This window comes from Microbulbifer jejuensis, assembly GCF_047289955.1.
Classification (GTDB): Bacteria; Pseudomonadota; Gammaproteobacteria; order Pseudomonadales; family Cellvibrionaceae; genus Microbulbifer.
On the sequence record NZ_JBLBUB010000016.1, the window covers coordinates 56,592 to 83,127 of the forward strand.

Genomic DNA, 26,536 nt, shown 5'->3' on the forward strand with positions numbered 1-26,536 from the left:
TGTGGTAGCGTGTCGCACCTCTGCTAGACAAGCGTCTTCAAGTTGCTGCGTCAGAATCTTAGAGCTGGCAGTGAAATAGTTGACAGCCTGTCTATCTGATTGGCGGCTTAGCGGAGACCTGGTTTGTAAAGGTATCCTATTTGCTCCTAGATACTGGAAGTCGATGAGCCGGTTTCCGCATTGTAGATTTCCTTCAAAATTTCTCGCCACTGCCTGTATTGATTCTCTACGGAACCAGTAAGGGTTACTGTGCGATCTTCCAGCTCAACGATTTGTGGTTCTACCTCTGCCTCCATGGAATCCCCCAGTTCCTGCAGGGTCTCCAGGTGCATTTTGGCATCCGCGCGGCGGTCGAACGCACTTTTGACCAAATAGCCTCCCGCGCCTAGCCCAACCTGTCCAGCGGCCCGGGCACTGCCAGCCCCCGAGCCAGCTGCGGCAATGCCACCGATAATAGCGGCAGCGCCAATAAGCGTATGGTTGCGGGCCTTGCGTTTTAATTCGCGCATCTCCCGCACCTCTTCATAACTTCTGGCGCGCCATTCCTGATAGGGGACTTCCATCGTTTTTGCAAACGTTCCGTAATATTCCTGAAGGGTATCTACAAATAGATGATCCCGCTCCCTGATTTTACGCACACGTTCGAGCATTGGATCATTTTCTGCGGGCAGGGCGCCCAGGTAGTAGATACCATCCTGTCTTTGGCGCAAGTAGCGGTTGAAAGCCTCCGGAGAAAAGCTGCGCGCGAAACGCATCTCTGAAATTGTGCGAAGTTCGGCGATTTGCTGGTTTGACAGTTTTTGCCGGTAAGCGAGCATATCATTGGCGATGCGGTTGTAGATGCCCTGGAAGGCGTCACCTTCGGTGGGGTGCTTGCGGTCATAAGCGTAGTGAGAGGCGGCTTCGGAATAGGCCCTGGTGAACCAACGTTGGCCGCGGGAGTCGGTCACTGTAATCTCCACAGACAATGTTTCACCATCGGACTGCACAATACGACCGGAAACAGTGACATCGATATTGGTGCGGGCGGAGGGGATAACCCGCACAGCCCCCCAGCCTAAACTTGACTGGAGTGAATCTGCCAGGGTTACCGCCATGTATCGGGATTCAGCCTGGCGCAACTCGGGAAATACAAGCGTATCCTCCCCGGCTTCGGCACTGTCCAGGCCGGGATTAAATTGGATAACCCCCACATCCAGTAGGCGCGCTTCGGCGATGCTTTCATCTTCTATGGTCAGAGGGGTAAACGCAGTGGTTCGCACTTCGGTAGTGGTACAACCGGTGAGCACAAAGAAAACCTGGAAAAATACCAGCCAGGTACCGTAGCGCTTCGACAGAAGTTGACCACCAAGGCCATTTCTCTTGAAAAATAACATGCCGTTTTCCTTAAGTGCTATTTTGTGGCACTTTTGTATTTCCGGTACTCCTCCCAGAGTTTTTCCCGCAGCTCGGGGTCGGTTTCACGCGTGGCGGCCTCGCGAATCTGGCGTGCTACCACATCGTCATCGGTACCACTGGGGATGTCGGCGGGTACCACCGCCTGTGTATTTCTATGGTTGTAATCCCCCTGACGGCCAGAGGCTGGCAGGCCGGGCCCGGTAATTTGACCACTGGAGTTGTTTTGCTGCGGCCCGCCGTCCGCAGAGTTGTTGCCACCGGGCGGTGCGGGAATCTCGGCTTCAGCGGACTCTATAAGGTCCTCCAGGGATTCGCCCGCAGGGGGCTCGTCCATCGCTTCTTCACCAGTTTCTGCGGAGGCGGAGCCGGGTTTGTTGCGAACATAGTCCCGCTCGCGCAGGATCATACCGTCATAGCTCACCATCGTGGACTCGAAACGCCCCTCCAACTCTGCAACCCGTTCTGCAGCCGAGGTAGGCATTTCGTTGGGGGCGCTGCCCGTGCGGGCAGCACCCGCCGGTGATTGCCCCGATGTGGCACTGCTACTGGAGGCGGCGCTGCTGGAGGTACTGCTTGGCGAGGCGCTGCTGGATGAGGCACTGGCAGAAGAGGCCGATTGCTCTTCTTCGGAAAAATCGATGTTTTCAGGCGGGGAGCCCTGTTCGCCGGAGGAGGGATCAGGTGGCATTGTTCGATCTTGCGGCACCTGATCGGAATCGCTGTAAATCGGTGAAGAGGGAGAGCGGCTGCGCGAGTCTGGTGTCGGCAAATTGTCCTCTACCGGACGCGTCCGTGATGACTGTTCGCCGCTACTGGCGGCTGTTTGCGTGTCGCGACGGGATGTTGTGTCCGCTGCCGGTGATTTGGCGCCTGGCTGGCTGGAGGAACTGCTGCGCGGTTGGCCACTGCCTGCCGTTTGGGGTTGGTTGGGGCTTTGTGAGCGGCTGGTGGACGGTGAGCTGCTCTGGGATTGTGGTTGTGAGGGGGAACTGGCCGAGGGCATCGACGGCACTGCCGGAGGCTGGGATTGCGTCTGCTGGCTTTTGCACCCGGCAATCGCCGAGACCAGTAGTGCGGCAGAGAACAGGGTGTGCCAGCCTGTGGCCTGGCGGTGGCTTTTGCGTACCGCTTCCCGAGATGTCATCTCTTCTCTCCTTAGATTGCCTGGCAAGGTGCCGTGGCAAAGGGGGTTGGCTGTGAAAACGGATGGGTATTGCCAACCCGACAAGTCTCAGTGTGGAATCTTAAAAATAGCCGTTCATAAATGGTAAATACGATTTCCACATAAATACTGGAATGCTGTAAAGCAAAATCTTCAGTTGAAGACAAAGCGCTGTACTAGGCCGCGAGTTTCTACCGCTTTGCCATCTTCAAAGCGCGGTCGGAACTTGGCGCGTTTTAGAATGTTGCGAACTTTGGAGCGGGTGTTTATTTTGCCCGGCGGGTAGGCTCTCAGGATCTTGATATTGCGCGCTTTGCCAAAAGCGGTAACGTCATAGGTAACCGTAATGTGGGCGTTGGCCAGCGCTTTGCTTTCTGAGTCCAATATCGGCAGTGCCGGAAGGGCGACGGGGCGGCCAAAAATGGCCTCGATCTCATCATTTGAGGCGCCATTGTCCCAGAGGGCCTGGTAGGCTTCGCCATAAGTCTTGCGCGCCGAGTGCCATTTGTTGAACATCAGGTACCAGTCACCCAGTTCCACTTTGGCTTTCGCCGAGGCTGCCGGCGGAGACTGTGGGTTCTTTTGGTAAACATCGACAATTCGGGTAATGGCTTTTTTGCCGGTATTAAACCCTTTCATCCGGTACTGATCCAGTTTGGTATTCTGGTGTACGCCGGGGCCGATATTCCTAAAACTGGTATTGATAATCAGGGGTGCCTGCGGTTCGCCTTTGTAAGTGGCCAGGTAATAGTTTGTGGCTGTCAGCCCGCGAAGCGCATCCACCAGGCGAAGATCCGCAGAGCCAAAGTTTTTGGCGATGATATCAATCGCCAGGGTGTAGAGATTGGTGGCGCTGATCAGATGTTCAACGACTGTATCGCCTTTTTCTTCTTTAAAGGCCTGCAAGTGCCAGCGGCTCAAGTTGTCAATTGCCGGCAACATGCGGGGGTCTTTTTCTCCGTAATTTTTTTCGTACAACCAGTAGAGGTATTGTTGGTTGTCATTGGCTTCATCCCAATGATTCATTGCGATCTGGCTTTCGATCAAGCGTTCAATCATAGGAATCTGGTTGAGCGAGAAAAGCCCTTCATTAACACGGTTTACCAGCATTGCCCGCCGGAATTCCCCGGCGGCCTCCCGGTGTGCACCGGCTTTTTGCAAAGCCGTGGCCAGCCCCAACAGTTGTTCGTCAATGCCTGCGCCATAGGCGCCGTGCTGGGCCTCCAGCTCCTCGATGCGTTCGCGATAATTCTGCACGGCTTCAGAGGGTCGCAGCTGTCGCTGTTTTTTCTTTAGTGGCTTGGAGGCGGCTTCGATAAACGCCTGGGGAGGGGCGGAATCCGGGTTCACTGGGACGCCATTTGTCGCCAGGGCACTGTTACACAGCAATGCTGTGGCTGTAAACATCAAGCCGATAGCGAGGGAGTTGCCGGTATCTGTCTGTGTCACAATTGAACCACTTCCGTTCCATATTTGCTTTACCCACTCCCGCCAATCGCGCTTGTGCTATTGCGCGGGTCTGTGGTCCTCGTTTCCGCTCGCAAACCTGGCTGGCAAATACGGCGGAAGCTCTCTCCTGAAATATGGTTCCATCCAATCCTGAGGGCCGGCGATTTCTCGCTCTGAAAGGCCTTCAGTAAAAACGCTCCCTGGCGCTGATATACGCTTTTCTGGCCGCGTATTAAACAGTATAGCCAGCATAAACTGTCACCAGAGGCACCGTGACGGAGACTTCAACCCACCATCGCGGTACCAATAAGTTTTAGGCCACTCTTTTGGTTTAGCAGTTTGGAGAGGCAAAGAATCCCGGATTCATCAAGCAGATGCCAAAAGTTTGCACAGGAGGATTCAATTTTCTTCTGCACGGGCAGGTGGCGCTTGCAGCCGGTTGCGAGATAGGTCGTGATGAGAGGGGCAACTGGATGAGAAAGGACTTCCATCCTGACCAAAGCGCCTTGTTAAGAGGGAAGTGGCAACTGCTCAAGGACTCTTGGAAACTGCATTTGGATTACAGCGCCACAGGCAGCATAATCCTCCAATTGAAGTAAGAGGAGGATTTTGGTGAGTATCTTTATTGATCCTGATGCAGTATCGAGTCTGCACAGATACAAAATGCCGAGAAAACTGGGCTTTGGTAGGGTACTAGCACCAGTGATGTTTCGTGCTGTCTGCCAGGATGGCTGCTGGAGCATAGGGGAACTGGTTCCCTATACGGCGATATCTTTGGACCCCGCGGCTAAAGTGCTGCACTATGCCCAATCGTGCTTCGAGGGAATGAAGGCGTACCGTACACCGGATGATGGAGTCGCCCTGTTCCGCCCTGAAAAAAACGCCGCTCGCATGGCATACTCCGCCAAACGCCTGTGCATGTCCCCTGTACCCGAGCCCCTGTTTCTCGATGGGGTGCGCACAATAGCTTCCTATTGTGCAAATCTTGTACCTGGCAACAGTGGTGAGTCTCTGTATCTGCGCCCTTTCCTGATGGGCACGCAGGCCGACCTGACTGTATCGACCAGTGCCTCTTATGCGTTCTACGTGATCGCCAGCCCATCGGAAGCCTACCATTCCGGTAATATGCGCCTCTGGGTGGAACGCGATGACACCAGGGCTGTGGTAGGCGGTACCGGAGATGCAAAGGTCGGCGGCAACTATGCGGCTTCCCTGCTGAGTACGGGGCGCCTTCGGGAACGGGGTTACGATCAATCCCTGTGGCTTAATCCTGCCAACCGCAGTAGCGTAGATGAACTCTCCGGTATGAACTTCTTTGCTGTCATCGGAGATGCACTTTATACCCCGGCACTCAATGGCTCTATTTTGCAGGGGATTACCCGTGACTCCCTGATCGAACTGGCCAGGGATCAGGGGCATCAGGTGGTGGAGGGCGAGATCCATATCAATGAACTACTGAAACAGGTGGATTCCGGTGTCTGCCCAGAGGCATTTGCCTGTGGTACCGCTGCGATCATCAGCCCCATCAGTGTGATAGGAGACGCAGGTAGCAGTTACCGCTTATCAAAGGCGCCCGGACCTGTCGCCCAGAGTTTGCGTCAGGCGCTTTTGGATATTCAGGAGGGGCGGACAGAGGATCGCTATGGCTGGATGCAGCCGCTGGAGGCAATAAGAAGTAGCTGAGACTGGCTACATCCTACCCCGGAGAAGCAGCCAGGGGTTTTCGGGAAAGATACTTGGCCCAAAGACTCTGCGACAATCTTTCAGCAATGAGGTTTCCGTTGTTTATCTGATTTTGTCACCATCGTACCGGGTTAATTCGTAGCACTTGAATGTCACTTATTGTTTCGGGGGGAAACGTCAATATGGACATTCCCGCCAATCTCCCTCTTACTGTTGACTTCAGCGACTGCAGATTCTACAACTAGCTCGGTACTAAAAGAAACGGACTGGAACTTGGAGGATGACCTTTTAGTGGTGCCTCTCATTTTGACCAGTGGTTCCAAGATCAATTTGAGCAGCCAGGTCGCACTCAAAGTTCCTTACAGAGCGTGAGGAAGACGGAATGTTGATCCATATGTTCGGCCTTATGATGCAACCGCGCAGGCAGTGGCAACTGATTGGCAACCTATCCGAGAAAAATTTACGCCGGCAAATACCTTACGTCATCCTGCTGGCCCTGTTGCCGGCGGTGGCCTGGTATTTTGGCACAACCAAAGTTGGCTGGAGTATCGGTGCTGGTGACCCAGTAAAGATTACCGATCAGAGCGCCCTTGAGCTGGTTGCGGTTTTCTATTGCACCATGGTGCTGGCAGTTGTCGCAATTGGCTACTTTATTCACTGGATGGCCAAAACCTATGGCGCAGAAACCCACCCAATGAAAGGCGTGGTTGTTGCCGGATTTACCGCGACGCCGATTTTCCTTGCCGGTATTGCCGGTGTCTATCCGCTACTGTGGCTGGATATTCTCTTGGCCACAGTGGCCGTAGCCTACGCGGTTTATCTGCTGTATATCGGCATCCCAATAGTGATGGGCGTATCTGAGGAGCGGGGTTTTCTCTTTGCCAGTGCCATAGTCATGGTTTCTTTGGTGGTTGCCGTGCTGATCATGGTGGGTACCGTGCTATTTTGGAGTTATGTCTCTGCGCCGGTCTTTTATTAATCCTACACCGGGAACTGCTCGCGCAGGCTGGCCTTATTAACCCTTGCAAATGCAGTTATTTTTCTGTTGTGCCGACGCTGAATGGGTGGTAGTCAAATAGGGCATGGAAGACTCTTTGACTGCCGGGTTATCAGCAGCGACGGTAAATCCATTACCCAATGCCCCACTGTCCCGCTTATGGTGGTTTCTTTCACTTTCATACCTTTGAAAAAACTGCGGAGGTTGCAGGTTGTTGATATCCAATAACCTTCTTGTCTTTTGATGAAAAAAGTTGCAACGGTATTTGAGGCCGGGGCTAAAAAACTGGGCTATTAGATCGCTCAACACCTGCATCGGGATTTGTATGGTCATTGACTGGAGAATAGCGACCTTAAAAACTCAGGACGAGATAGATGGGGAAATATGCGATCTAACTATCGACCAAGAAAAACATGAAGATTTGAAAAATCGTCAAATATAATCAAGAGCTGCTTGTGGATCAGGTTGCAAAAATAGTATGCACTTCATAGCTGAATACGCACCTTGCACGGCGGCGTCAATGTCGACAGAATACCGAAAGCATTTGTGAATCTGTTTGGGCTTTATTGGTTAGCGCAGAGATCACGGTTTACGGTAAATTGGTCGATCCATAACTATTGTTGGATTGTCGTGTAACCCCAGTTGGAGTCGTTCAATGTCGGATCAACCCTATACGCCGCCAAAAGTCTGGAAATGGGATACGGAAAGCGGGGGGCAGTTTGCGAACATCAATCGTCCGGTAGCGGGCGCTACCCATGAAAAAAAGCTGCCGCGCGGCAGGCACCCCATGCAGTTGTATTCACTCGCGACCCCGAATGGGGTTAAAGTCACGGTTATGCTGGAAGAGTTACTGGCACTCGGTTTTGAAGGTGCGGAGTACGATGCTCACCTGACGCGCATAACTGAGGGCGACCAGTTCGGCAGTGGTTTCGTGGAAATTAACCCCAATTCAAAAATTCCCGCCCTGGTGGACCAAAGCACTACACCGCCGATCCGGGTATTTGAGAGTGGCTCGATTCTACTCTATCTGTCAGAGAAGTTTGGCGCCTTCCTGCCACACACCCCGGAGCAGCGTACTGAAGCCCTTAACTGGTTGTTTTGGCAGGTGGGTGCGGGCCCCTACCTGGGGGGTGGGTTTGGGCATTTCTACGCCTATGCGCCGGAAAAATACGAATACCCCATTAACCGCTTTGCGATGGAAGTAAAGCGGCAGATGGATGTTCTGGATCGACAGCTGGCAAAACACCCTTTTATTGCCGGGCGGGAATATACGATTGCGGATATGGCCATCTGGCCCTGGTACGGCGCACTGGTGCGTAACGAAGCCTATGATGCCGCCGAGTTTCTCGATGCCAAAAGCTATCAGCACCTGAACCGGTGGGTTGAAGATATTGCCGCGCGACCGGCGGTGATACGGGGGTGCATGGTCAACCGCACCTGGGGTGAACCCAGTGAGCAGTTGCATGAACGTCACGATTCCAGTGATTTTGAGACAAAAACCCAGGACAAGATGCCCCAGGAGGGTGACTAGCGGCGTGCCACTCCGGTCTACAGAGCCCCGCGCTGGTTGAAACTACCATAGGGAATTGAGCAGCCCGGCTAGAAAGCGCGCAGAGAGTGCATCAGCTGTACCATCCGAGAAGTGCGTGGGAATCGCCACAATTTTTCGGTGGCAAAACCGGCAACGAACGCCAGGCCCAATAGAATGGGCAGGGGAGTTGCCCGCAGACTCCGGTAGACTTGCTGTCGCTGCCGGTCGGCTATGCACAGCAGACTCTGGCGCTGTTTCTCAGTATCCTGGCTGCACTGCCGGATTTGCTTATTTAATTGTCTCAGTGACATCGTTTAAAGCCTCTCTGATCTGCCGTTTGGTTTCTTCGAATCCGAGCAGTGGGCGCAGTTTTTGCTGGTAGACCAGGACCCCGATAAAAATAACTGCTTGTATTAATACGAAGACCAGAAACCCAAGATACACCGATTGGGAGAAGTAATAGGTAATTAAGCCCACCCCCCCGCAAAGGCTCACGAGTAGGGCTGTGCCCAGAGGCACCAGCATCAGTTGAAGAAAAATCAGGCGTTTGCCGGCGGTTAAGGTTCTATCCAGTTCCAGCTGGAATAGTTTCTGGATATTGGCCAACCAGGCAGTCAATAGTACCAACATGGCTTCGGCACGGGCCAAAGTCATTTCCAGGCGGTTGTCAGCCCCCTCGCTGTGGTCGTCCTGACCGGCGGGCTTATCCCGGCTGCCTCCTCGTGTTGTAGAGTCGGGATTTACGCCAGATGCCTGGGATTTTTTTTCAGTGCCCATGTTGCGAATATTCTTCCCTGTTGAAAAAAGAAAAAAGTTATTTAAGGAGCTTGGCGATAACCCAGCCGACCATAAAAGCACAACCTACTGCCAAAATCGGGCGTTCCCTGACCGAGGATTCCGCCTTTTGCATAACATCGGTAGCGCGTTGTCTCTGGGTTTCAACAGAGGACTTGGCTCTCTGTTTCAGGTTTTCCGCGGCCTCTGAGGCAGCCTCCCCTGCGAGATTGTAAGCCTGTTGCAGCTTTTTCTTGCTGGAATTTGTCTGTGGAGCTCTTGCGGTTGCCATTGGGGTTTCTCCTTTTCAGGGGTTGATTGCTGATTGCCGACGCATTGTATAGTCGCGCCGGCGAATTCCCACTCGGACAGGTAGTTTTAATAGGGTAATAGAAAATAATCACTGTAGATTTTTCATGAAAAAAGTTATATCAAGTGCCCGCAGGGCCGCTTGCGGTAGCAGTGTTGAAGTGGGGGCAATGCTGAGGATAAGCTTCTGGTTGGTGCAGGGCTCAGGGGGTGAAAATCAAACCAGAATGGATGACCTCCTCTCGCCCTGCAGGGACTGACCCGGCAATCGAATCGGGTTTTCATAACCAATGAGGTAATCGCCCTATGTCTTTCGGCGCAACCGCGAGAACTTGTGCGTGACTCACAGAATGGCATCCCGTTTCCAGGTTTTTATATTGTCCACCACGCCATCGAGAAGCCGCTGGCGGCTCTCACGGCTGATCCAGGCGTTGTGAGGGGTGATAATCAAGTTGGGGATATCGCTGTCCAGCAGGGGGTGGTTCTCCGGTGGTGGCTCTTTGTTGAGCACATCCAGCGCGGCGCCTCCCAAGTGCCCACTGCGCAGCGCATCGGCCAGGGCCTCCTCATCGACCAAACCGCCGCGGGCGGTATTCACCAGTAGAGCGCCGGGTTTCATGGCTGCGATAAAGGGGCGGTCGATCAATTTTTCTGTCTCCGCGGTGAGGGGACAGTGCAAGCTGATGACATCCGATTCAGCCTGCAGTTGTACCAGGGGAATCCGGTTGTTTTGTATTTTGCCGCGGAGGGACTCGGCGACCAACACCCGCATCCCCAGAGCCTGCCCAAGCCTGGCAACACTCTGCCCCAGTGCCCCATAGCCAATAATACCGAGAGTCTTGCCAGCCAGCTCTATCACCGGGTAATCCAGCAGGCAGAAAATCTCAGACCGGCTCCAGCGTCCGTCCATTACGTCCCGGTGGTAGCGGTACCAGCGGGAGGCGAGGGCCAGGATCAGTGCTAGGGTGTGCTGCGGCACAGAGGCACCGGCATAACCTTTGACATTGCGCACGGCAATGCCGAGATCCCGTGCGGCCTCCAGGTCGATATTGTTGGTGCCGGTGGCACAGACACAGATGAGTTTGAGATGGGATGCCCGTGTCAAAAGCGGGCGATCCAGGATCACCTTGTTGGTGATTACTACTTGGGCATTGGTAATGCGTCCGGCAGTTTCGCTGGCGGAAGTGGTATCGTAGAAATCCCAGTGGTCTAGACTGTTTTGCAGGGCCGACGTGTCCAGTTCCTCGAGCTTCATTGTCAACGCGTCCAGAAATACGCCGCGCATAGGGTCTCCTTGGTATCTGTACATAAGGTACAGATATGCTATGGCAGTGGGCGCCGAATGCAATGGCGACTCCCGAGTATGGCGCGCTGAGTCCGGTGTGCATGACTACGGTGCGTTCGTGAGCCCTTCTGTTGTTATTGAAAAGGGCGTTTATGGGAATATCGATAACCGCTGCAGCTCTGGTTCTGGTATCGGCATTTCTACACGCGGGTTGGAATCTACTAGGAAAGTCCCGCACCCCTTCCCCGGCATTTTTCTGCATCGCCACGCTCAGTGTAGGCCTGCTGCTGCTGCCCCTGGCTATTTGGGTCTTACAGCAGGCAAAGGCACTGCCCAGTGCGTTCTGGTTGTTGTTGGTGGGCAGTGGTTTTTGCCAAATGGTCTACATGGGCAGTCTGGCGCTGGCCTACCAGCGCGCCAACATGGGGCTTGTGTACCCCATTGCGCGGGCGCTGCCGGTGCTGTTGGTGGCGGTGGCCACGGTTCTGTTGGGCCAGCGGCTGCCGGGATTGGCCTGGGTGGGGATGATGTTGGTCACACTCGGTTGCCTGCTGGTTCCCCTGGTGTATTTTCGCCAATGGCACTGGCGGGCTTACTGGCGCGCGGACTGTGCCTGGGCACTGATGTCGGCGCTGGGTACCGTCGGCTACTCCCTTGCAGACAAAGGGGCGTTGATTTATCTGGAAACGGCACTCGATGGTGCGGTAACACCTTTGGCAATGGCCTACAGCTACCTGGGCATGCAGTTTTTTGCCTGTGGGATATGGCTGCTTTTGGGTTGTCTGGGAAAGCGCGGGCGCGTCCAGTTGGCACTGAGTTTGGGGGATTTGAAGCTGGGAGCCTTGACAGGCCTGATAATGGGGGTGACCTACGGCCTGGTACTACTGGCGATGACCATGACGGAAAATGTGAGCTACGTGGTGGCCCTGCGCCAGCTCAGTATTCCTCTGGGGGTTGGGATGGGGATTTGGTTGTTAAAGGAACCGGCGCACAGGCCCCAGCTGCTGGGCGTGGGGCTGGTGTGTGCCGGGTTGATTGCGGTGTCTCTGCGTTAGGGCCGGGTAGCCTTGGCCATTACATCACGCGCATGCCCGGTTTGGCGCCCTTATGGGGTTCGAGAATCCACAGATCCTTGCCGCCGGGACCCGCGGCCAGCACCATTCCTTCGCTAACCCCAAAGCGCATTTTGCGCGGTGCCAGGTTGGCGACCATTACTGTGTGCTTGCCCTCCAACTCCTCCGGTGTGTAGGCGCTTTTGATACCGGCAAACACCTGGCGGGTTTCGCCTCCCAGGTCCAGGCTTAGCCGCAGCAGTTTGCCGGCGCCCTCCACGTACTCGGCTTTGGCAATCAGGGCGATGCGCAGGTCCACTTTGGCGAAATCGTCAAACTGGATCTGCTCGGCAATGGGGTTTTCGGCCAGTGGGCCGGTGGCCGCTTTGGCTTCGGCCTGCAGTTGCGCCAGGGATTCTTTGGCGGCATCCATCACCGCGTCCACCTGGGTTTTCTCCACGCGCTGCAGCAGCGGCTTAAACTTCTTGATCTCGTGGCCTGCCAGCGGGGTGGTGGCGTGGTTCCAGTCCAATTCACTATTGAGAAACTCCGCTGCTTTTTGCGCGGTATTGGGCAGCACCGGCGCCAGCCAGGTGATCAGGGCACGGAACATATTCACCCCTTGGGAACAGATCGCCAGGACTTCCGCCCCGCTGCCCTCCTGTTTAGCCAGGGACCAGGGTGCCTTATCGGCAATCCAGGCATTGGCGGCGTCAGCCAGAGCCATAATGTCGCGCATGGCGCGGGCGTATTCGCGCTGCTCGTAATAGTTGGCAATGCGTGGGGCGGCTTCAATAAACTGATTCCACAGCTTTTCGTCGGCCAGCCCTATAGCCAGTTTGCCACCAGCTTTGCTCACAAACTTGGCGGTGCGCGAGGCGATATTGACAACTTTGCCCACCAAGTCGGAATTTACCTTGGCGATAAAGTCGTCCAGGTTCAGATCCAGGTCGTCCACGCCCGCGGTGAGCTTGGTGGCGAAGTAGTAGCGCAGGTACTCCGGATTGAGATGATCCAGGTAGTTACGGGCGTTGATAAAGGTGCCGCGGGACTTGGACATCTTCTTGCCGTTCACTGTGAGGAAGCCATGGACGCACACCTTGCTGGGGGTGCGCAACTCTGCGGAGTTGAGCATTGCCGGCCAGAAGAGCGCGTGGAAGTTAACGATATCCTTGCCGATAAAGTGGTAAACCTCGGCCGCGCTGTCTTTCCTCCAATATTCCAGCCAATCCCTGCCATTGTGGTCACAGTAGTTTTTCAAGCTGGCCAGGTAGCCAATGGGGGCATCCAGCCAGACATAGAAGTATTTGCCCGGTGCATCCGGGATTTCAAAGCCGAAATAAGGGGCGTCGCGGGAAATATCCCACTCCTGCAGGCCCTCTTCCAGCCACTCAGCTAGCTTGTTGGCGACCTCATCCTGCAGGGTGCCGGAGCGGGTCCAATTGCGCAGGAATTGGGTAAAGGCGGGCAGGGTGAAGAAGAAGTGCTCGGACTCTTTTTCTACCGGAGTAGTGCCGGAGATGGCGGAGACCGGATCGATCAGTTCGGTGGGGCTGTATGTGGCGCCGCAGACCTCACAGTTATCACCGTATTGGTCGGGGGTGCTGCAGTGCGGGCAGGTGCCTCTGATATAGCGGTCCGCCAGGAACAGCTGTTTTTCCGGATCGAAGGCTTGGGTGATGGTGCGCGAGGCGATATGGCCATTGTCACTGAGGCGCCGGTAGATCATGGAGGACAGCTCGCGGTTCTCCTCCGAGTGGGTGGAGTGGTAGTTGTCCACCGCGATCAGGAAGTCGGCGAAATCCCGCTCGTGTTCTGCCTGCATACGGGCTATATGCTGTTGCGGGGTAAGGCCCAGCTGTTCAGCCTTGAGCATGATCGCGGTGCCGTGTGCGTCATCGGCACAGAGATACAGACAATCGTTGCCGCGGGTGCGCTGGAAACGCGCCCAGATATCAGTCTGGATATATTCGAGTACGTGGCCCAGGTGCAGGGAGCCATTGGCGTAGGGGAGTGCGCTGGTGACTAGGATTTTGCGCGTATCGGACATCGGTTTTTCCATCGCTGAGGGGTTGTGGCCAGAGGCTCCGCTGGAGGGGACGGAGATTGTCAAAAGACCGCGGAATATAGCAGATTTGAACTATGCCGGGGAGATGGGATCGCGCGCCCACGGCATGACCGGATTGATCCGGTCGCTGGCCTTGGCGCGGATCATTCGAGACAATGCGAGTTGGACAAGAAGCAGCGAGAGGGGAATACCGTGAGCGATCGTCATCACGACCATGAAGGACTGTCACAGGAAGTTCAGGCAGAGCTGGAGCGTTTGGCTGAGTGCCTTGGTCAATTGCACGACCCGGTCAGCGGTTTACCGCTGGATGCGCTGGATGCGGAAATAGAAGTGGGTTTTGAAGGGGACGGGGTCTTTGCCGGTATTACCCTCGGGTACCCTTGTGCGAGCGAGGAGGAGCACTGGCGCGAGCGGGTGTTGAAAGCGTGCGAACCCCTGTTGAAAGGGGGCCCTTTGGCCGGCAGTAGCTTACAGTTTGAGCTGTTCAGCGACATTCCTGCAAATTCCGTTGCAAATGTGCCTGAATCCTTACGCGGTGTAAAAAATATTGTTGCAGTGGCCTCCGGTAAGGGTGGCGTGGGGAAATCCACCACTGCGGTAAACTTGGCTCTGGCCCTGTCGGCAGAAGGCGCCAGTGTAGGGCTCTTGGATGCGGATATTTACGGCCCGAGCCTGCCTACCATGCTCGGTACCGAGGGTGTGCGCCCGCAGGTTAAAGAACAGAAAAGTTTCGTGCCGGTGACTGTTCAGGGCATTGAGACCATGTCCCTGGGCTACCTGATGACAGAGGACACCCCCGCTGTCTGGCGCGGCCCTATGGCCAGTGGTGCGCTCAACCAGATTCTTACGCAAACCCTCTGGTGTGATGCCAAAGGCGAGTTGGATTACCTGATCGTGGACATGCCCCCCGGCACCGGGGACATCCAGCTGACATTGGCACAAAAAACCACCTTGGCCGGTGCCGTGATTGTAACCACTCCCCAGGATCTTGCGCTGAAAGATGCCATAAAAGGTGTGGAGATGTTTCGCAAGGTTTCGGTGCCGGTGCTCGGTATCGTGGAGAACATGGCACTGCACACCTGTTCCAAGTGTGGCCACAGCGAACCTGTTTTCGGCACTGGCGGTGGTGCGCGCATTGCGGAGCAGTACAATACGCACTTGCTTGGAGCACTTCCCCTGGCACAGAAAATCCGCGAGGACGCAGACAGTGGGCATCCCAGTGTTATCGCGGATCCGGAGGGAGAGATCGCCGGTTTTTATCGACAAATAGCACGCAGAATGGCAGCGGAGATCTGGTTAAACAACACTGGTGATGAGGTGTTGCCAGAAATCGAAATTAGTTGAGCGCAATCGCGATGCCGGTCACAAAGAAGTGATTTTTTGTTTTTTTGGGTTTTTCGCGGATTGATTTGTCCCTATATTGACGCTCCCGGTGCGCCCCTTGTGGAAATCCCAGTTACGTGAAAGGGGTGTCAAGTGTGTGCGGGGTCGCTAGCCCTGCCACGATTTTTCAACTGCCGGCATTTGCAGAGAATACGAGAGATATAATAATCACTGTTGGTTTTGCGTTATTTATTAGCCAGCCGCTCTCGATCTTGCTGAACCTGGATTGATACTCCACAATTGCTGCTGCCCTGTCGACGTTGTCGGAAAAATCCGGTACTGATACTGTATTCTTGCCGTGACGGTCAGGATTATCTGGGGATTTATTCCTCGCGGACAACCGGAATAACTGTCCTGAGTGGCACACACAAACCGGTAAAATCCCTTCGCATAGGTTTCTGCGTATTGTGGACAACACACCGGCAGGTCAGCGCTTAGCTGATATGGCCTGCAGTGATACTGTGAGGGGCGTGAGGGAAAAGCGCTTGACGAGCCTGGTTAGAAAACACGGTGGGGAGGTAGGGAACAGGCGTTACTGAAGCGGTAATTCATAAAAAAATAGGCGAAAGCATGGATGCTGGCATCAATGAATTTTCATATCAGTTATCGATCGGTGGGTGGCGTGGCGCGGGTGCTGTTTTATGGGCCAGTGGGATTTGCAGAGAAAATGGAGGCCTCGGCCCGCCTGGTAGAAAAATATCGCCACAGGGTGCCGCTGCGCGTGTTGCTGGACTTGCGCTATGCGCGTTCCAAAGTCACTTTAGAGGAGCAGCGGCAGTTTACCAGTTACATTGCGGAACACCCGGTGCTGCGGCGAGCCTATATTGCCGTGCTGCACCCGCGCAGCCGCTGCACCGTGCCGCTGGCAACGCGGGGTTGTTTATTTCGACACAGTTCTAGGGAATTTGTCGCCGAGGCCGAAGCCGAGGCCTGGCTCTCCCGGATCAAGGGCGCACCCAGGCCTGTGGCGCTTCAGTCGCTATAAGCCCGCTGCGGGGTTTGTGCCGGTTGGGATTGTGCCTGGCGGAGGCGCTCTTCTCTTTTTTGCTGGCGCTTGTCGACTATCAGGTCCCGAACATCCTGGCCCATATGCTGTTCACCGCGCTGCTTTGCCAACTGGATCTGCTTTTCGCGTTCGCGAAAGCGGGCGCGGTCGGCTTCCTCCACCTTGTCGTGACAGTGGGGGCAGCTGACTCCCTGCTCGAACAGTGGAGATTGTTGGTCTTCTTGGGTGATCGGCATACGGCAAGCGTTGCACTGGTTGTAATGACCGCGTTCCAGGTCGTGGTTGACAGTGACCCGCTCATCAAAGACGAAGCACTCGCCCTCCCACAGGGACATCTCCCTGGGTACTTCTTCGAGGTACTTCAGGATACCACCGCGGAGGTGGTAGACTTCCTCAAAGCCCTGTTCTTTCATATAGGCTGTGGATTTTTCGCAACGAATGCCGCCGGTGCAGAACATGGCGACCTTCTTGTGCCTGGCCGGGTCCAGGTTCTCTTTGATGTACTGGGGAAACCCGCGGAAGGTGTCGGTCTTCGGGTTGATGGCATCCTTGAAAGTGCCCACCTGGAATTCATAGTCGTTGCGAGTGTCCACCACGACGACCTCCGGGTCGCTGATCAGAGCATTCCAGTCTTTGGGTTCGACGTAGGTGCCCACCACACACAGGGGGTCAATACCCTCCACACCCATGGTGACAATTTCCCTTTTCAGCTTGACCTTGCTGCGCAGGAAGGGCATCTCGTCAGTGAAGGACTCCTTGTAGTCCAGCTCAGCCAGGCGCTGATCGGATTTCAAGTAGGATAGAAGTGCATCTATGCCATCGCGGTGACCGGCAACAGTGCCATTGACCCCTTCACGGGCGAGTAGCAGAGTGCCACGTATACGGTTTTTCAGCATGACATGCAGCAGGGGCGTGCGCAGGGACTCAAAATCCTCCAGACTGACGAACTTGTAGAGTGCGCATACAACGAATTGATCCATGGTACTTCCTTATTTGCGGGCCGGAGCGTAAATCCGGAGCAGAAAAAATCAGTGTGGATTTTATCGTAAAAAAACAGCTTGTCGTACCTTTGACTGGCAGTTTACAGCTGTCCCGGCTGGCGGTTGACCGGAAGGCCGCAACTTGTCAAAGTTCTGGTTGAAATTTCAGGGCCTGAGTGAGGAGAACCCTATGGACGAAGAATTTGCACCGAGAGAGTCAGAGTTAAGCCGGATCTACCGCGAGGGTGATGTGTCTGTCCGGATCGATATTTACGAGGGTGAGGGAGGTGGCTGGCTGCTCGAAGTCGTCGACGAGAATAACTATTCCACCGTATGGGAGGATGTGTTCGAAACAGACAAAGAGGCCCTCGGCGAGGCGCTCGACTCCCTCCGCGAGGAGGGCATCGCCTCCTTTGTAGGGCCGATTCAGGAAACGAACGGCAACTGATGAGTCAACTATTGGCCTGGTGATCGCAGTGACTTGCCGGTACTGATTTGGCGCGAACGGTTGGAATGCAGGTAGCTCTCCGCAGCTTTATCTCTATTCCTAACGCGGCCATTGGGCGGTATCTCAGCCCGTTCAACCCGCCACCTTATCGAGATTGAGGTCTCTTTGGTGGTGGCCAATCCGCCCTGGTGGACCATGAACTGTGGCTACCCTCCATCTAGTACGCCCACTTTACCGAGGGCGACGGCCTATTTATCAAAGGCCCGAAGGGGGATATGGTCAGCTTTAGCCACGAAACCAACTTCGATAACTCCTTGGAAACCCTGAGCTTAATTATGGGCCTAGATCGGGAAATCTAAGTCTTGAAAAAATGATCTATAGTGTCCCATTGTATAAAAAAGGGGCGTGTTCTATTTATAGTAGCGGAACAGCTGAGCTTGGGTTGAGTTTTAGTAATATTGCTATCGTTGTTGAATCCAAGAGTATTAGAGTTGAATAATTGCATAACAAGTCAATGGTGCATCAGCTCAGCAAGCTGGACCTGGATTCCCATTTCGTACCTTCGACACAACATTACAACCGCACATTGAGGTGTAAATACTACCAGGGAATAATTAAGCTGGAGAATAAAGTGAGTGGCTTCTCTTTAGGTGGATGTCAATGTGGCGGAATCCGTATGAGTTTTCCGGGAAGATAATGCAATTATTTGTCTGCCATTGCGCTGAGTGTCGAAAGCAATCTGATTCTGTTTTTACGAACAAAGAAGCACTCTGTGTCCCTAAAGGCAAACCAAAATTTTGGTGCCCCACAGCGGATTCTGGCAATGCGCTTGAATGCGCCTTTTTTCCTAAAGGCGGGATCAGGTTATCGCAGCAAAGGCGAGGTTCTACTGAGATTGTTAGTGTAAAGGGCGGATCTTTAGATAACCCCATTGATATTGATAAAGCTATTCACATCTGGATTTTTCGTAAACTTCGAGGATTTCATATTGCGAAAGGTTCTACTCAGTTTCCATAGGAACCAGTGGTCGAGCAATACTAACTAGGCTCGCTCAGCCCCCCGGCCTGGGCTGGACAGCCTGCGCTGCGCTTCGACTGACCTTGTTAACGGTGTTATGTTCCTATACCAAGCAATAAAGTGCAATTAATGATAAAGATTGGAATCGTATATTTTTCTAACACTGATGTAACAGGAAAGCTCGCAAGGGCAGCTTGCAGCGAATTGGTTAATCAGAAAGTTTTATTTTTCTCTCATCAGATATTAGGAGCTGAAATAATTGAGGGGCGGTTTATAAATAAAATACTAATGGACGAACTTAAAACCTGTGATGCAATAATTTTTGGTTCTCCAACTTATATGGGTAATGTTGCAGCGCAATTCAAAGCCTTCGCAGATGCGACAAGTGATTTCTGGGAAACCCAAGATTGGTCAGGAAAAATTGCTGCTGGTTTTACTTCAGGAACGGGCCTCAATGGAGATCAAGCCTCAACGCTCCAGTACTTTGTAACTTTAGCAAGTCAGCATGGCATGATCTGGGTTGGTCTTGATGCTCCTTTTAGCAATACCGCCAAAGGTGTTAATCGGTTGGGTTGTCAGCTTGGTGTAACTTCCCATAGCCTTGATGGTAGTGCCCATGAAACAGATATAAGGAGTTCAAAGTACCTGGCACATCGGGTTTTGACTACAGTGCAAAAATTCAAAAGTGGAACATATCCCATCGTTTCGGACCTGTAAGAGTTTGGCTAATGGCTGGCCGGTGAGATGGCGATTGATGCGTACCTTGCGTAAGCATGTAAAGGTAAAGTACAACCCACGTGGAAAATAGCTAGTTATTTGGCTCCAGGATATACAGGGTGACCCTGCTTCAAGCTTTCCTATAGTGATTCAAACGGTAGGGACCCGCAATTGACTGGAAGAAATCTTCGCCCTTCTCAACCTTCAAAGCATTGATGGCGTCGCTAAATGATCATTGAAGAGCGTACTCTAAAGGGCACCCCAGAATATGAGTAGTGACGGAAAAAGCGGGCTAAAGAGCTGCTTTCTGATGCTGAAGAAGTTGACAGACAGGGCTTCTAAGCGGGGTTGTAAAGGAGCTATGCGTTATGATGACTCCGATGAGAAACCAGCCCTGAAGGTAGTCAAGTAGTCCCTCTCATGTAGGGATGCCTGTCTGCAGTTGATAAAAAATTCATGAACAAGCCACGGGTCGGAAAAGTTTAAAAAGTGAAAGTGGGCCTTTAGCGCAATTGGTTAGAACACCCGACACATAATCGGTAGGTCCCCAGTTCAAGCCTGGGAAGATTCGCAATTTTCCCCATGTAAATCAATAGGTTACATCACGCAATCTGGATTTATCACTTTTTTCAGGATTCAAATTTACCATGCTTGTAAAAGCACTGCAGGACATTGCGATCCACCTTCACCATTGACCAGGAGTAGGTGCTGGTGAGGGACTAGAAATAGCCCTTGTGCTGCTTTTGGGTAAGGGTGTCGGGGGGGCTATCAAAATATTTGCAGACGCACCGTATGGCGCGACTGTCAAGCTCAAAGGTCGATTCGGCTTTGCCCTGACGTTTGAGTGGGCTAAGATGTTTGAGGTATAGTGAATCGTATCGTTTCTGCTGTGCTTTGTTCATATAGATATTCCTCTGGTTGCCGTGCTCGAATAGGAGTGCGTAGACAGGACAGCTCGCCTGGGGCTCAGGAATGCGTAAATCACGTTCAATCGATGTGTCACTTGCATCATCATTTGTGCGTGTAGCAGGGGGGTTGGCCGCATTTTTTATTTTAGGTGAAATTCAAACGCACTCACAGTTTATTGGCGGCGCAATATTAATGATTGGTTTAGCTATTTATTTATATTCGATTTATCTACAACATGAAAAAAAAGTTACAATACATGATTCTCTGAGTGAAGATGAAGTCGCACCAATGTTGAATGCAGATTGTAGAGTAGGCTTTAAAGACGTATGAAGCATCTGAAATAAAAGTTCATAATTATGCTATAGCCATGTAAGAGGGTATCTATGTTTACACAATCTTTTCCTTTAATTAAAAGACTACTTGTTGGTGATCGTAGTTGGGAATGGTTACCTATTTTGGTTGCACGTGTATCATTGGGATTATTTTTTTCGGTGTCTGGGTATAACAAACTATTTATGCCTGAGAGGCATGCAGACCTTATAAATTTGATGAGCGAAATAGGAATGCCCTTTCCTGAATTTATGGCGCTGTTTTTAGCGGGTGTAGAGTTTTTTGGTGGTTTGCTATTAATAGTGGGTCTTTTGTCAACACTTGTTGCGATTGCATTGACGATTGCAATGATTGTTGCCATCGCCACTGTTGAAGTTGAGCATGTCATTCCCAAAGGCATTGGGCCATTGGATTGGATGAGCTGGTTTCTTTATTTGCCCCAAGTTTTATATATTATTTTATTTTTATGGTTAATGGCTACAGGTCCTGGACGATATAGTTTAGATTATATAATCGCTAATAAGTTAGGCATTAATAATAAAAATTAAATGAAATAGGATGATGGACTTAGCAAATGTACATTGGATTGTTGCCATTGTTAGTGCAGTTATTGCCTTTATAGTAGGTTGGGTGTGGTATTTACCCGAAGCCTAGACTCCCACAACAACCGACACACTTGGCAATAGCTAGGGCCAGCTGGCTGTAGGCTAGTTAGCCTCCACACAGGCAAGCCAGGAAGCATATGGGAAGCCATGCAAACCAGCTGACCCTGCAAACTCTCTTCCACGCCTGCAGGCTTCTCCGTAATCTGGGGTGGGGTCAACAGACTAAAAGCTTCTTGTGTGGCTGGCATCTCTGACAAAGGGGTAAGCGATCAAACAACCATTCAATTACCCACAAATTCGGCACCAATTTGATTGCTTACCAGCTATTTGTTACCTTTCAGTACATCCGCTGTGCTGAGGGCACACCATGGACTCCTGGTTAGATAAAGAGCTTTCCAGTTGTATTTTCAAGGACAAAAGGCTTACCGAGCGCTTTAAAACAATAATCAAAACCCTATCAAAGGGATGTGGAAAATCCATCCCACAAGTTTGTGAAGAGTGGTCGATGGCGAAGGCAACCTACCGCTTTCTATCAAATGACAGAGTTGATAATGATGATATTCTTGCTGGTCACTATGATCAGACCAAGAATCGCATTGGAGCAACTCGCGGCCCAATCCTAATTTTGCACGATACCACTGAATTTTCATATAAGAGGGAATCGCCTAAAGCCATTGGACATGCTCGAAAATTACCTACACCTGATCGAATAGCTAAAGCATTTGGGCAACAGCACAAAGCCTGTGGGATATTGATGCATGCAAGTATGGCAATAACGGCCGAAGGGTTACTTCTGGAATTGACTGCTATTAAATTTTGGTCGCGAGAAGTGTTCAAGAATACCACCAAACTGAAGAGTAAGATCAATCCAACACGAGTACCTATATCAGAAAAAGAGAGTATAAAGTGGCTTGAAAACCTTAAGTCCTCGAATGAATGAGTTTCAGATAGCCCTGCAAAGCTCGTTCATATCGGCGATAGGGAAAATGACATCTACGAATATCTATGTCAGTGCCAGGGACTTGGGTCTTATTTTGTGGTGCGCAGCTGTGTGGATCGCTTAGCCAATGAAACAACTCTTGCTGAAGAGGTGGCAACGAGTAAAGCTTATTACAAACATGTGATCAATTTCACAGATAGCGATGGAAATACCGTTAATACGGCAATGAATATCAAGGTAAAAACACTCGCCCTTCATCCGCCTATTGGAAAAGAAGCAAATTATCCCGATTTGCGAGTTACCGTTGTTTCTGAACTTGAAGCCCAAGAGCCTGTTGGCAGAGAGCGTATTAAATGGACATTTCTCACAAACTTACCAGTAAAGAAGAAGGAAAACGCACTAACGGTACTGAATTGGTACAAGCAACGTTGGAAAATAGAAACCTATTTTAAAATATTGAAATCTAGGCTAAAGCTTGAGGAATCAAAGCTAAGAACAGCCGCCAGGCTAACAAGGTTGATTTCCATTTGTTGCATTCTGGCGTGGAGAATACATTGGCTGACAATGTTAAATAGAGAAGACAAGCGGTTGTCTCCAAACTTGGCTTTTGATGATATTGAAAGGAAAATATTGATTCAGTATTTTCAGAAAATAGTGGTGCCTTCAACTTTACAGGATTATATCGATCGATTAGCGAGATCGGGTGGATACTTAGCGCGGGCAAGTGATCCGTCACCAGGCAATACCGTCATTTGGAGAGGCATGAACAAACTGTATGAATTGCGTGCGGGCTTCGAACTCGCCTTAGATGTGGGTAATTGAATGTCAAACAACCCCACCTAAAAATCCAGCCAGATTTTCACTACTCTCCTGATTTTTAATGATCAGGAGATTGAAATGGCCACTCAGAGTAAATCTGATTTGTGGCGGCAGCAGTACATCGGTGCCTGGAAGAACAGCAATCTATCCCAGGCAGCCTACTGCCAGCAGCATGAGTTAAAGCTCAGCACCTTCACCTATTGGCGCAATAAGCAGAACAAGCCCCGGCCTAAGCTGATGCCGGTGCCCATGCCAGCTTTAGAGGCTTCGGTTGAGCTGGCATTGCCCGGCGGTATCCAGATGCAGTTAAGTTTGCCAATCTGAACGGCATAGCGACAAACCCGACGAATATCCCGTAAAACCCGTTGAGCAATATCCAGCGTATCCCGGTCCTCAATATCACGGTAATGGCGATTACATCGCGGGGGTGGAGGTCGGCGATGGGTCTCTGGCCAATTTATGGAAAACTATTGTCTCGCAGTCTCAACTACACACGACGAGCATGATCTTCTGTCCATGTCCCTTTCTGGTGGTTCCACCACTCTTTTGCAACAATGGCAAAGCAGTGCTCTACATTCACGCGCGCCTGATACTTCTCAAGCTGCTTTTGTGTGGAAGGGTCTCGCCCTTCTGCCAGCAACTGCTTTGCTTCAGCTACTTTTTGCCTTGCTTGTTTAAGGGTGATAGAGGGGTAAACACCTAAGGCCAGTGTCTTTTGTTTTTTCTGAAATCGATATTTAAGCCGCCAATACTTTGCACCAGTGGGCTTGATCAATAGGCGCAATCCCTGCCCATCCGTGAGCCACTGATCCTTGTTGCCTGGCTTTACCTGCTTTATTTGTGTATCGGTAAGGGGCATTGGTGCTACCAAATTCTAAATTGAACCAGGTAGCACCAAATGTAGCACCAGATAGCACCGGATGACAACGAGCGGGAGCGGATGGCTTTGGACACTGCAGATAGCAAAAAGCCTTATTTTAAGGGGCTTTGCGGATGATTCTGAACATCTGCGGATCTAGATATGGTACCAGAGGCCGGACTCGAACCGGCACGCTTTTAAGGGCGGGGGATTTTGAATCCCCTGTGTCTACCAATTTCACCACTCTGGCACAGGCGCCTCGCAGAGATCGGCTGCCAGGGCGGGCGTGATTATAGCAACGGGTGGGCCGGGGTCAATCAGTAAATTCAATCACTTAGGTGCTTTTTTGTCGCTCCAGTTAACAGCACCTAAAATTTCCTATAACCTTCGCGACCACTTCACAGATACTATTTTTTCAGGATTCCATGCAGCGTCAGGATTTCAATTTTTACCTGCCCGATAGGCTGATTGCCCGAGCGCCGACCCAGGCGCGCCGTGGAAGTCGCCTGCTTTGCCTTGATGGCCCTGACGGGACGATTGTCCATCGCCACTTCCCGGACATTCTCCAGCAGGTGGATGCCGGTGACCTGGTGGTCTTTAACGATACCCGGGTGATCCCGGCACGCCTGTTTGGACACAAGGAGACCGGCGGTAAGTTGGAAATCCTGGTTGAACGGGTGCTAAACCGGGCGGAAGCCCGGGCCCATATACGCGCCAGCAAGTCCCCCAGACCGGGCACCGGTATTCTGCTGGAAGACGGTACCCGCGTTGCGGTCACCGGGCGTTGTGGTGCGCTATTTGAGTTGGATTTCCCCGCAGAAGAGGGGGTGTTGGGGGTACTTGAGCGCCTTGGGCATATGCCGCTGCCGCCCTATATCGACCGCGAAGACGATGCCCGTGATCGCGAGCGTTACCAAACCGTATACAGCCGCCATGCCGGCGCGGTTGCCGCACCCACAGCAGGACTGCACTTTGATGATGCCCTGATCGGAGCCCTGCGCGACAAGGGGGTGGAGGTTGCCTTCGTCACCCTGCATGTTGGGGCGGGCACCTTCCAGCCGGTGCGTGTGGACAATATCCACGAACACCAGATGCACAGCGAAGTACTGCATGTGCCAGACAGCGTGGTGGAGGCCGTGGCCCGCTGCCGCGCGCGCGATGGCAGTGTGATCGCCGTTGGTACCACCAGTGTGCGGGCCCTGGAAAGTGCTGCGCGCAGTGGTGAACTGACCGCCATGGTGGGAGAGACCGATATCTTTATCTATCCGGGTTACGCGTTTCGTGTGGTGGATAAACTGGTCACGAATTTCCATCTGCCGGAATCCACCCTGTTGATGCTGGTGTGCGCCTTTGCCGGCTACAGCCATACCATGGCCGCCTACCGCGCGGCGGTAGCCGAAGGCTACCGTTTCTTTAGCTACGGCGATGCCATGTTTATCTCTCGCAATCCCAATGCCAGTGGCGAAACCGTGGCGCCTGTAACAGGAGATACCCAGTGAGCCGGGAATGTTTCATGCAGTTTGAGCGGGATACCGCCGATGGCAAGGCCCGGCGCGGCCGCCTGCGTTTTCCCCGCGGGGTGGTGGAGACACCGGCGTTTATGCCGGTGGGTACCTACGGTACGGTAAAAGGCATGTTGCCGCGGGATATCAAGGCAATCGGTGCGCAGATTATTTTGGGCAACACCTTTCACCTGATGCTGCGCCCGGGTACCGAAGTGGTGAAGACCCAGGGCGGTCTGCATGATTTTATCCAGTGGCCGGGCCCCATCCTCACAGACTCCGGCGGCTTCCAGGTATTCAGTCTGGGTAAGTTGCGTAAAATTTCCGAAGAGGGGGTATCCTTTCGTTCCCCCATTGATGGGAGCCCGGTTTTTCTCACTCCTGAGGAGTCTATGCGGGTACAGCGGGACCTGGGCTCTGATATCGTGATGATTTTCGACGAGTGTACGCCGTATCCGGCCAGCCCCGAGCAGGCGCGCACATCTATGGAGCTGTCCCTGCGCTGGGCGGAGCGCTCCAGGCAGGCCCACGGCGAAAACCCTGCGGCCCTGTTTGGCATTGTGCAGGGGGGGATGTACCCGGAGCTGCGCGACGCCTCCCTGCGGGGACTCACCGGGATCGGTTTCGATGGCTATGCCATCGGCGGTTTGTCGGTGGGTGAGCCGAAAGCGGAGATGATCAAGGTGCTGGATCACCTGGTGCACAACATGCCGGCAGACAGGCCCCGCTATCTGATGGGAGTGGGCAAGCCGGAGGATATTGTCGAGGCGGTGCGCCGCGGTGTCGACATGTTCGACTGCGTGATGCCTACCCGCAACGCGCGCAATGGCCATCTGTTTACGGCAGATGGCGTGGTGAAAATCCGCAATGCCAAACACCGCTACGACAGCGCGCCGGTGGAAGGGGAATGCGACTGCTACACCTGTGCGCACTTCTCCCGCGCCTATTTACACCACCTGGACCGCTGTGGTGAGATGCTGGGGGCGCAGCTCAACACCATACACAACCTGCGCCACTACCAGCGCCTGATGCAGAGGCTGCGCGACGCCATCGCCGCCAATACTTTGCAGGCTTTTGTCGCGGAGTTTTATCGTCGCCTGGATCGCGAGGTTCCGCCGCTGCAGGCCTGAGGGCGCGGCACTTCTATCCTGTTTGCAGCGCTGTTGGCCGCGCATGTGTGCCTGTGTGATTTGTCCGATCACCCGATCCCCGTATAATCAGTCCCCACTTGTATCGTAGGGGGCGTGTACCTTGCAATCCGGTCACCGCGCCCACATATCCAGGCAAATTGCCAAGATTTACCGGCCCCAAAG

General features: G+C 52.9%; 24 protein-coding genes, 1 tRNA gene and 1 pseudogene. 16 read left to right on the forward strand and 10 right to left on the reverse strand.

From position 1 onward, the window contains the following. Positions 1-146: 146 nt before the first annotated feature. The 3 genes from ACL7TT_RS11910 to ACL7TT_RS11920 form a co-directional block, all read right to left on the reverse strand. Positions 147-1,376, reverse strand: coding sequence for a hypothetical protein (locus tag ACL7TT_RS11910; RefSeq protein WP_299945590.1), 1,230 nt, complete (start codon positions 1,374-1,376; stop codon positions 147-149). Positions 1,377-1,393: 17 nt separating this feature from the next. After that, a complete protein-coding gene (locus ACL7TT_RS11915; protein WP_413395669.1) occupies positions 1,394-2,542 on the reverse strand; it encodes a hypothetical protein in 1,149 nt (382 codons plus the stop codon). 171 nt (positions 2,543-2,713) lie between these two features. After that, complete coding sequence (locus ACL7TT_RS11920; RefSeq protein ID WP_299945595.1) at positions 2,714-4,009, reverse strand: energy transducer TonB; 1,296 nt, start codon at positions 4,007-4,009, stop codon at positions 2,714-2,716. 612 nt (positions 4,010-4,621) lie between these two features. Here ACL7TT_RS11920 and ACL7TT_RS11925 point away from each other — a divergent pair. The 3 genes from ACL7TT_RS11925 to yghU all read left to right on the forward strand — a co-directional run bounded on the left by ACL7TT_RS11925 (position 4,622) and on the right by yghU (position 8,220). Beyond that, positions 4,622-5,692: a branched-chain amino acid aminotransferase gene (locus ACL7TT_RS11925; protein WP_413395670.1), complete on the forward strand. Its 1,071-nt coding sequence runs from the start codon at positions 4,622-4,624 to the stop codon at positions 5,690-5,692. Between the two features lie 382 nt (positions 5,693-6,074). Next, a complete protein-coding gene (locus ACL7TT_RS11930) occupies positions 6,075-6,671 on the forward strand; it encodes a Yip1 family protein (protein WP_299945600.1) in 597 nt (198 codons plus the stop codon). Between the two features lie 673 nt (positions 6,672-7,344). Continuing rightward, positions 7,345-8,220 (forward strand): glutathione-dependent disulfide-bond oxidoreductase, encoded by an 876-nt coding sequence (gene yghU / locus ACL7TT_RS11935; RefSeq protein ID WP_413395672.1) that lies wholly within the window; start codon positions 7,345-7,347, stop codon positions 8,218-8,220. A gap of 288 nt (positions 8,221-8,508) precedes the next feature. Here the strand turns inward: yghU and ACL7TT_RS11940 are convergent, their stop codons facing one another. The 3 genes from ACL7TT_RS11940 to ACL7TT_RS11950 form a co-directional block, all read right to left on the reverse strand. Next, a complete protein-coding gene (locus tag ACL7TT_RS11940) occupies positions 8,509-8,997 on the reverse strand; it encodes a hypothetical protein (RefSeq protein ID WP_299945608.1) in 489 nt (162 codons plus the stop codon). Between the two features lie 37 nt (positions 8,998-9,034). After that, positions 9,035-9,286, reverse strand: coding sequence for a hypothetical protein (locus ACL7TT_RS11945; protein WP_299945611.1), 252 nt, complete (start codon positions 9,284-9,286; stop codon positions 9,035-9,037). Positions 9,287-9,646: 360 nt separating this feature from the next. Then, on the reverse strand, positions 9,647-10,588 hold the full coding sequence (locus ACL7TT_RS11950; protein ID WP_413395674.1) for a D-2-hydroxyacid dehydrogenase: 942 nt from the start codon (positions 10,586-10,588) through the stop codon (positions 9,647-9,649). A gap of 152 nt (positions 10,589-10,740) precedes the next feature. Here ACL7TT_RS11950 and ACL7TT_RS11955 point away from each other — a divergent pair, with 152 nt between their 5' ends. Further along, positions 10,741-11,643: an EamA family transporter gene (locus ACL7TT_RS11955; protein ID WP_299945616.1), complete on the forward strand. Its 903-nt coding sequence runs from the start codon at positions 10,741-10,743 to the stop codon at positions 11,641-11,643. A 19-nt stretch (positions 11,644-11,662) separates the two neighbouring features. On the opposite strand, the gene metG is transcribed toward ACL7TT_RS11955, so the two are convergent. Beyond that, positions 11,663-13,690 (reverse strand): methionine--tRNA ligase, encoded by a 2,028-nt coding sequence (gene metG / locus ACL7TT_RS11960; protein ID WP_413395677.1) that lies wholly within the window; start codon positions 13,688-13,690, stop codon positions 11,663-11,665. A 210-nt stretch (positions 13,691-13,900) separates the two neighbouring features. Here metG and apbC point away from each other — a divergent pair, with 210 nt between their 5' ends. Next, entirely contained in the window at positions 13,901-15,052 is a 1,152-nt protein-coding gene (apbC, locus tag ACL7TT_RS11965) for an iron-sulfur cluster carrier protein ApbC (RefSeq protein ID WP_413395679.1), read from the forward strand. 625 nt (positions 15,053-15,677) lie between these two features. Further along, positions 15,678-16,076: a hypothetical protein gene (locus ACL7TT_RS11970; RefSeq protein WP_299945623.1), complete on the forward strand. Its 399-nt coding sequence runs from the start codon at positions 15,678-15,680 to the stop codon at positions 16,074-16,076. Here ACL7TT_RS11970 and trhO read toward each other — a convergent pair. Then, positions 16,064-17,077, reverse strand: a complete 1,014-nt coding sequence (gene trhO, locus ACL7TT_RS11975; RefSeq protein WP_299945625.1) for an oxygen-dependent tRNA uridine(34) hydroxylase TrhO — start codon at positions 17,075-17,077, stop codon at positions 16,064-16,066. The two genes, ACL7TT_RS11970 and trhO, sit on opposite strands and share 13 nt — an antisense overlap. A 190-nt stretch (positions 17,078-17,267) precedes the next feature. Between trhO and ACL7TT_RS11980 the strand changes: the two genes are divergently transcribed. From ACL7TT_RS11980 to tnpA, 8 genes and pseudogenes are all read left to right on the forward strand, one after another. Further along, complete coding sequence (locus ACL7TT_RS11980; protein ID WP_413395681.1) at positions 17,268-17,525, forward strand: hypothetical protein; 258 nt, start codon at positions 17,268-17,270, stop codon at positions 17,523-17,525. 660 nt (positions 17,526-18,185) lie between these two features. Next, positions 18,186-18,542: a GFA family protein gene (locus tag ACL7TT_RS11985; protein WP_459564493.1), complete on the forward strand. Its 357-nt coding sequence runs from the start codon at positions 18,186-18,188 to the stop codon at positions 18,540-18,542. A 129-nt stretch (positions 18,543-18,671) separates the two neighbouring features. Then, complete coding sequence (locus ACL7TT_RS11990; protein WP_413395685.1) at positions 18,672-19,259, forward strand: flavodoxin family protein; 588 nt, start codon at positions 18,672-18,674, stop codon at positions 19,257-19,259. A 972-nt stretch (positions 19,260-20,231) separates the two neighbouring features. Beyond that, positions 20,232-20,498, forward strand: a complete 267-nt coding sequence (locus ACL7TT_RS11995; protein WP_413395687.1) for a hypothetical protein — start codon at positions 20,232-20,234, stop codon at positions 20,496-20,498. A 53-nt stretch (positions 20,499-20,551) separates the two neighbouring features. After that, positions 20,552-21,046, forward strand: coding sequence for a DoxX family protein (locus ACL7TT_RS12000; protein ID WP_413395689.1), 495 nt, complete (start codon positions 20,552-20,554; stop codon positions 21,044-21,046). Between the two features lie 424 nt (positions 21,047-21,470). Beyond that, entirely contained in the window at positions 21,471-22,043 is a 573-nt protein-coding gene (locus ACL7TT_RS12005) for an IS4/Tn5 family transposase DNA-binding protein (RefSeq protein ID WP_413395690.1), read from the forward strand. Between the two features lie 27 nt (positions 22,044-22,070). After that, positions 22,071-22,865: pseudogene (locus ACL7TT_RS12010) on the forward strand (IS4 family transposase); the annotation flags it as partial. A gap of 75 nt (positions 22,866-22,940) precedes the next feature. Beyond that, positions 22,941-23,186, forward strand: a complete 246-nt coding sequence (gene tnpA, locus ACL7TT_RS12015; protein WP_413395692.1) for an IS66 family insertion sequence element accessory protein TnpA — start codon at positions 22,941-22,943, stop codon at positions 23,184-23,186. Positions 23,187-23,349: 163 nt separating this feature from the next. Here the strand turns inward: tnpA and ACL7TT_RS12020 are convergent, their stop codons facing one another. Together ACL7TT_RS12020 and ACL7TT_RS12025 are read right to left on the reverse strand one after the other, a co-directional pair. Further along, positions 23,350-23,721 (reverse strand): Arm DNA-binding domain-containing protein, encoded by a 372-nt coding sequence (locus ACL7TT_RS12020; RefSeq protein WP_413395694.1) that lies wholly within the window; start codon positions 23,719-23,721, stop codon positions 23,350-23,352. A 163-nt stretch (positions 23,722-23,884) separates the two neighbouring features. Further along, positions 23,885-23,971 (reverse strand) — tRNA-Leu (locus tag ACL7TT_RS12025). Positions 23,972-24,146: 175 nt separating this feature from the next. Here ACL7TT_RS12025 and queA point away from each other — a divergent pair. Further along, positions 24,147-25,220 carry a tRNA preQ1(34) S-adenosylmethionine ribosyltransferase-isomerase QueA gene (gene queA / locus ACL7TT_RS12030; RefSeq protein WP_413395696.1) on the forward strand — a complete coding sequence of 358 codons (1,074 nt, stop codon included), beginning with the start codon at positions 24,147-24,149 and terminating at the stop codon, positions 25,218-25,220. A gap of 14 nt (positions 25,221-25,234) precedes the next feature. Then, positions 25,235-26,353, forward strand: a complete 1,119-nt coding sequence (gene tgt, locus ACL7TT_RS12035) for a tRNA guanosine(34) transglycosylase Tgt (RefSeq protein WP_459564494.1) — start codon at positions 25,235-25,237, stop codon at positions 26,351-26,353. The last annotated feature ends 183 nt before the right edge of the window (positions 26,354-26,536 follow it).

Excerpts from the sequence above, each read along its gene's own strand:
- ACL7TT_RS11910 (WP_299945590.1), bottom strand. The coding sequence starts at position 1,376 with ATGTTATTTTTCAAGAGAAATGGCCTTGGTGGTCAACTTCTGTCGAAG.
- ACL7TT_RS11915 (WP_413395669.1), bottom strand. The coding sequence starts at position 2,542 with ATGACATCTCGGGAAGCGGTACGCAAAAGCCACCGCCAGGCCACAGGC.
- ACL7TT_RS11930 (WP_299945600.1), top strand. The coding sequence starts at position 6,075 with ATGTTGATCCATATGTTCGGCCTTATGATGCAACCGCGCAGGCAGTGG.
- yghU (WP_413395672.1), top strand. The coding sequence starts at position 7,345 with ATGTCGGATCAACCCTATACGCCGCCAAAAGTCTGGAAATGGGATACG.
- ACL7TT_RS11940 (WP_299945608.1), bottom strand. The coding sequence starts at position 8,997 with ATGGGCACTGAAAAAAAATCCCAGGCATCTGGCGTAAATCCCGACTCT.
- ACL7TT_RS11945 (WP_299945611.1), bottom strand. The coding sequence starts at position 9,286 with ATGGCAACCGCAAGAGCTCCACAGACAAATTCCAGCAAGAAAAAGCTG.
- ACL7TT_RS11950 (WP_413395674.1), bottom strand. The coding sequence starts at position 10,588 with ATGCGCGGCGTATTTCTGGACGCGTTGACAATGAAGCTCGAGGAACTG.
- ACL7TT_RS11955 (WP_299945616.1), top strand. The coding sequence starts at position 10,741 with ATGGGAATATCGATAACCGCTGCAGCTCTGGTTCTGGTATCGGCATTT.
- metG (WP_413395677.1), bottom strand. The coding sequence starts at position 13,690 with ATGTCCGATACGCGCAAAATCCTAGTCACCAGCGCACTCCCCTACGCC.
- ACL7TT_RS11970 (WP_299945623.1), top strand. The coding sequence starts at position 15,678 with ATGAATTTTCATATCAGTTATCGATCGGTGGGTGGCGTGGCGCGGGTG.
- trhO (WP_299945625.1), bottom strand. The coding sequence starts at position 17,077 with ATGGATCAATTCGTTGTATGCGCACTCTACAAGTTCGTCAGTCTGGAG.
- ACL7TT_RS11980 (WP_413395681.1), top strand. The coding sequence starts at position 17,268 with ATGGACGAAGAATTTGCACCGAGAGAGTCAGAGTTAAGCCGGATCTAC.
- ACL7TT_RS11985 (WP_459564493.1), top strand. The coding sequence starts at position 18,186 with ATGTGGCGGAATCCGTATGAGTTTTCCGGGAAGATAATGCAATTATTT.
- ACL7TT_RS11990 (WP_413395685.1), top strand. The coding sequence starts at position 18,672 with ATGATAAAGATTGGAATCGTATATTTTTCTAACACTGATGTAACAGGA.
- ACL7TT_RS11995 (WP_413395687.1), top strand. The coding sequence starts at position 20,232 with ATGCGTAAATCACGTTCAATCGATGTGTCACTTGCATCATCATTTGTG.
- ACL7TT_RS12000 (WP_413395689.1), top strand. The coding sequence starts at position 20,552 with ATGTTTACACAATCTTTTCCTTTAATTAAAAGACTACTTGTTGGTGAT.
- ACL7TT_RS12005 (WP_413395690.1), top strand. The coding sequence starts at position 21,471 with ATGGACTCCTGGTTAGATAAAGAGCTTTCCAGTTGTATTTTCAAGGAC.
- tnpA (WP_413395692.1), top strand. The coding sequence starts at position 22,941 with ATGGCCACTCAGAGTAAATCTGATTTGTGGCGGCAGCAGTACATCGGT.
- ACL7TT_RS12020 (WP_413395694.1), bottom strand. The coding sequence starts at position 23,721 with ATGCCCCTTACCGATACACAAATAAAGCAGGTAAAGCCAGGCAACAAG.
- queA (WP_413395696.1), top strand. The coding sequence starts at position 24,147 with ATGCAGCGTCAGGATTTCAATTTTTACCTGCCCGATAGGCTGATTGCC.
- tgt (WP_459564494.1), top strand. The coding sequence starts at position 25,235 with ATGCAGTTTGAGCGGGATACCGCCGATGGCAAGGCCCGGCGCGGCCGC.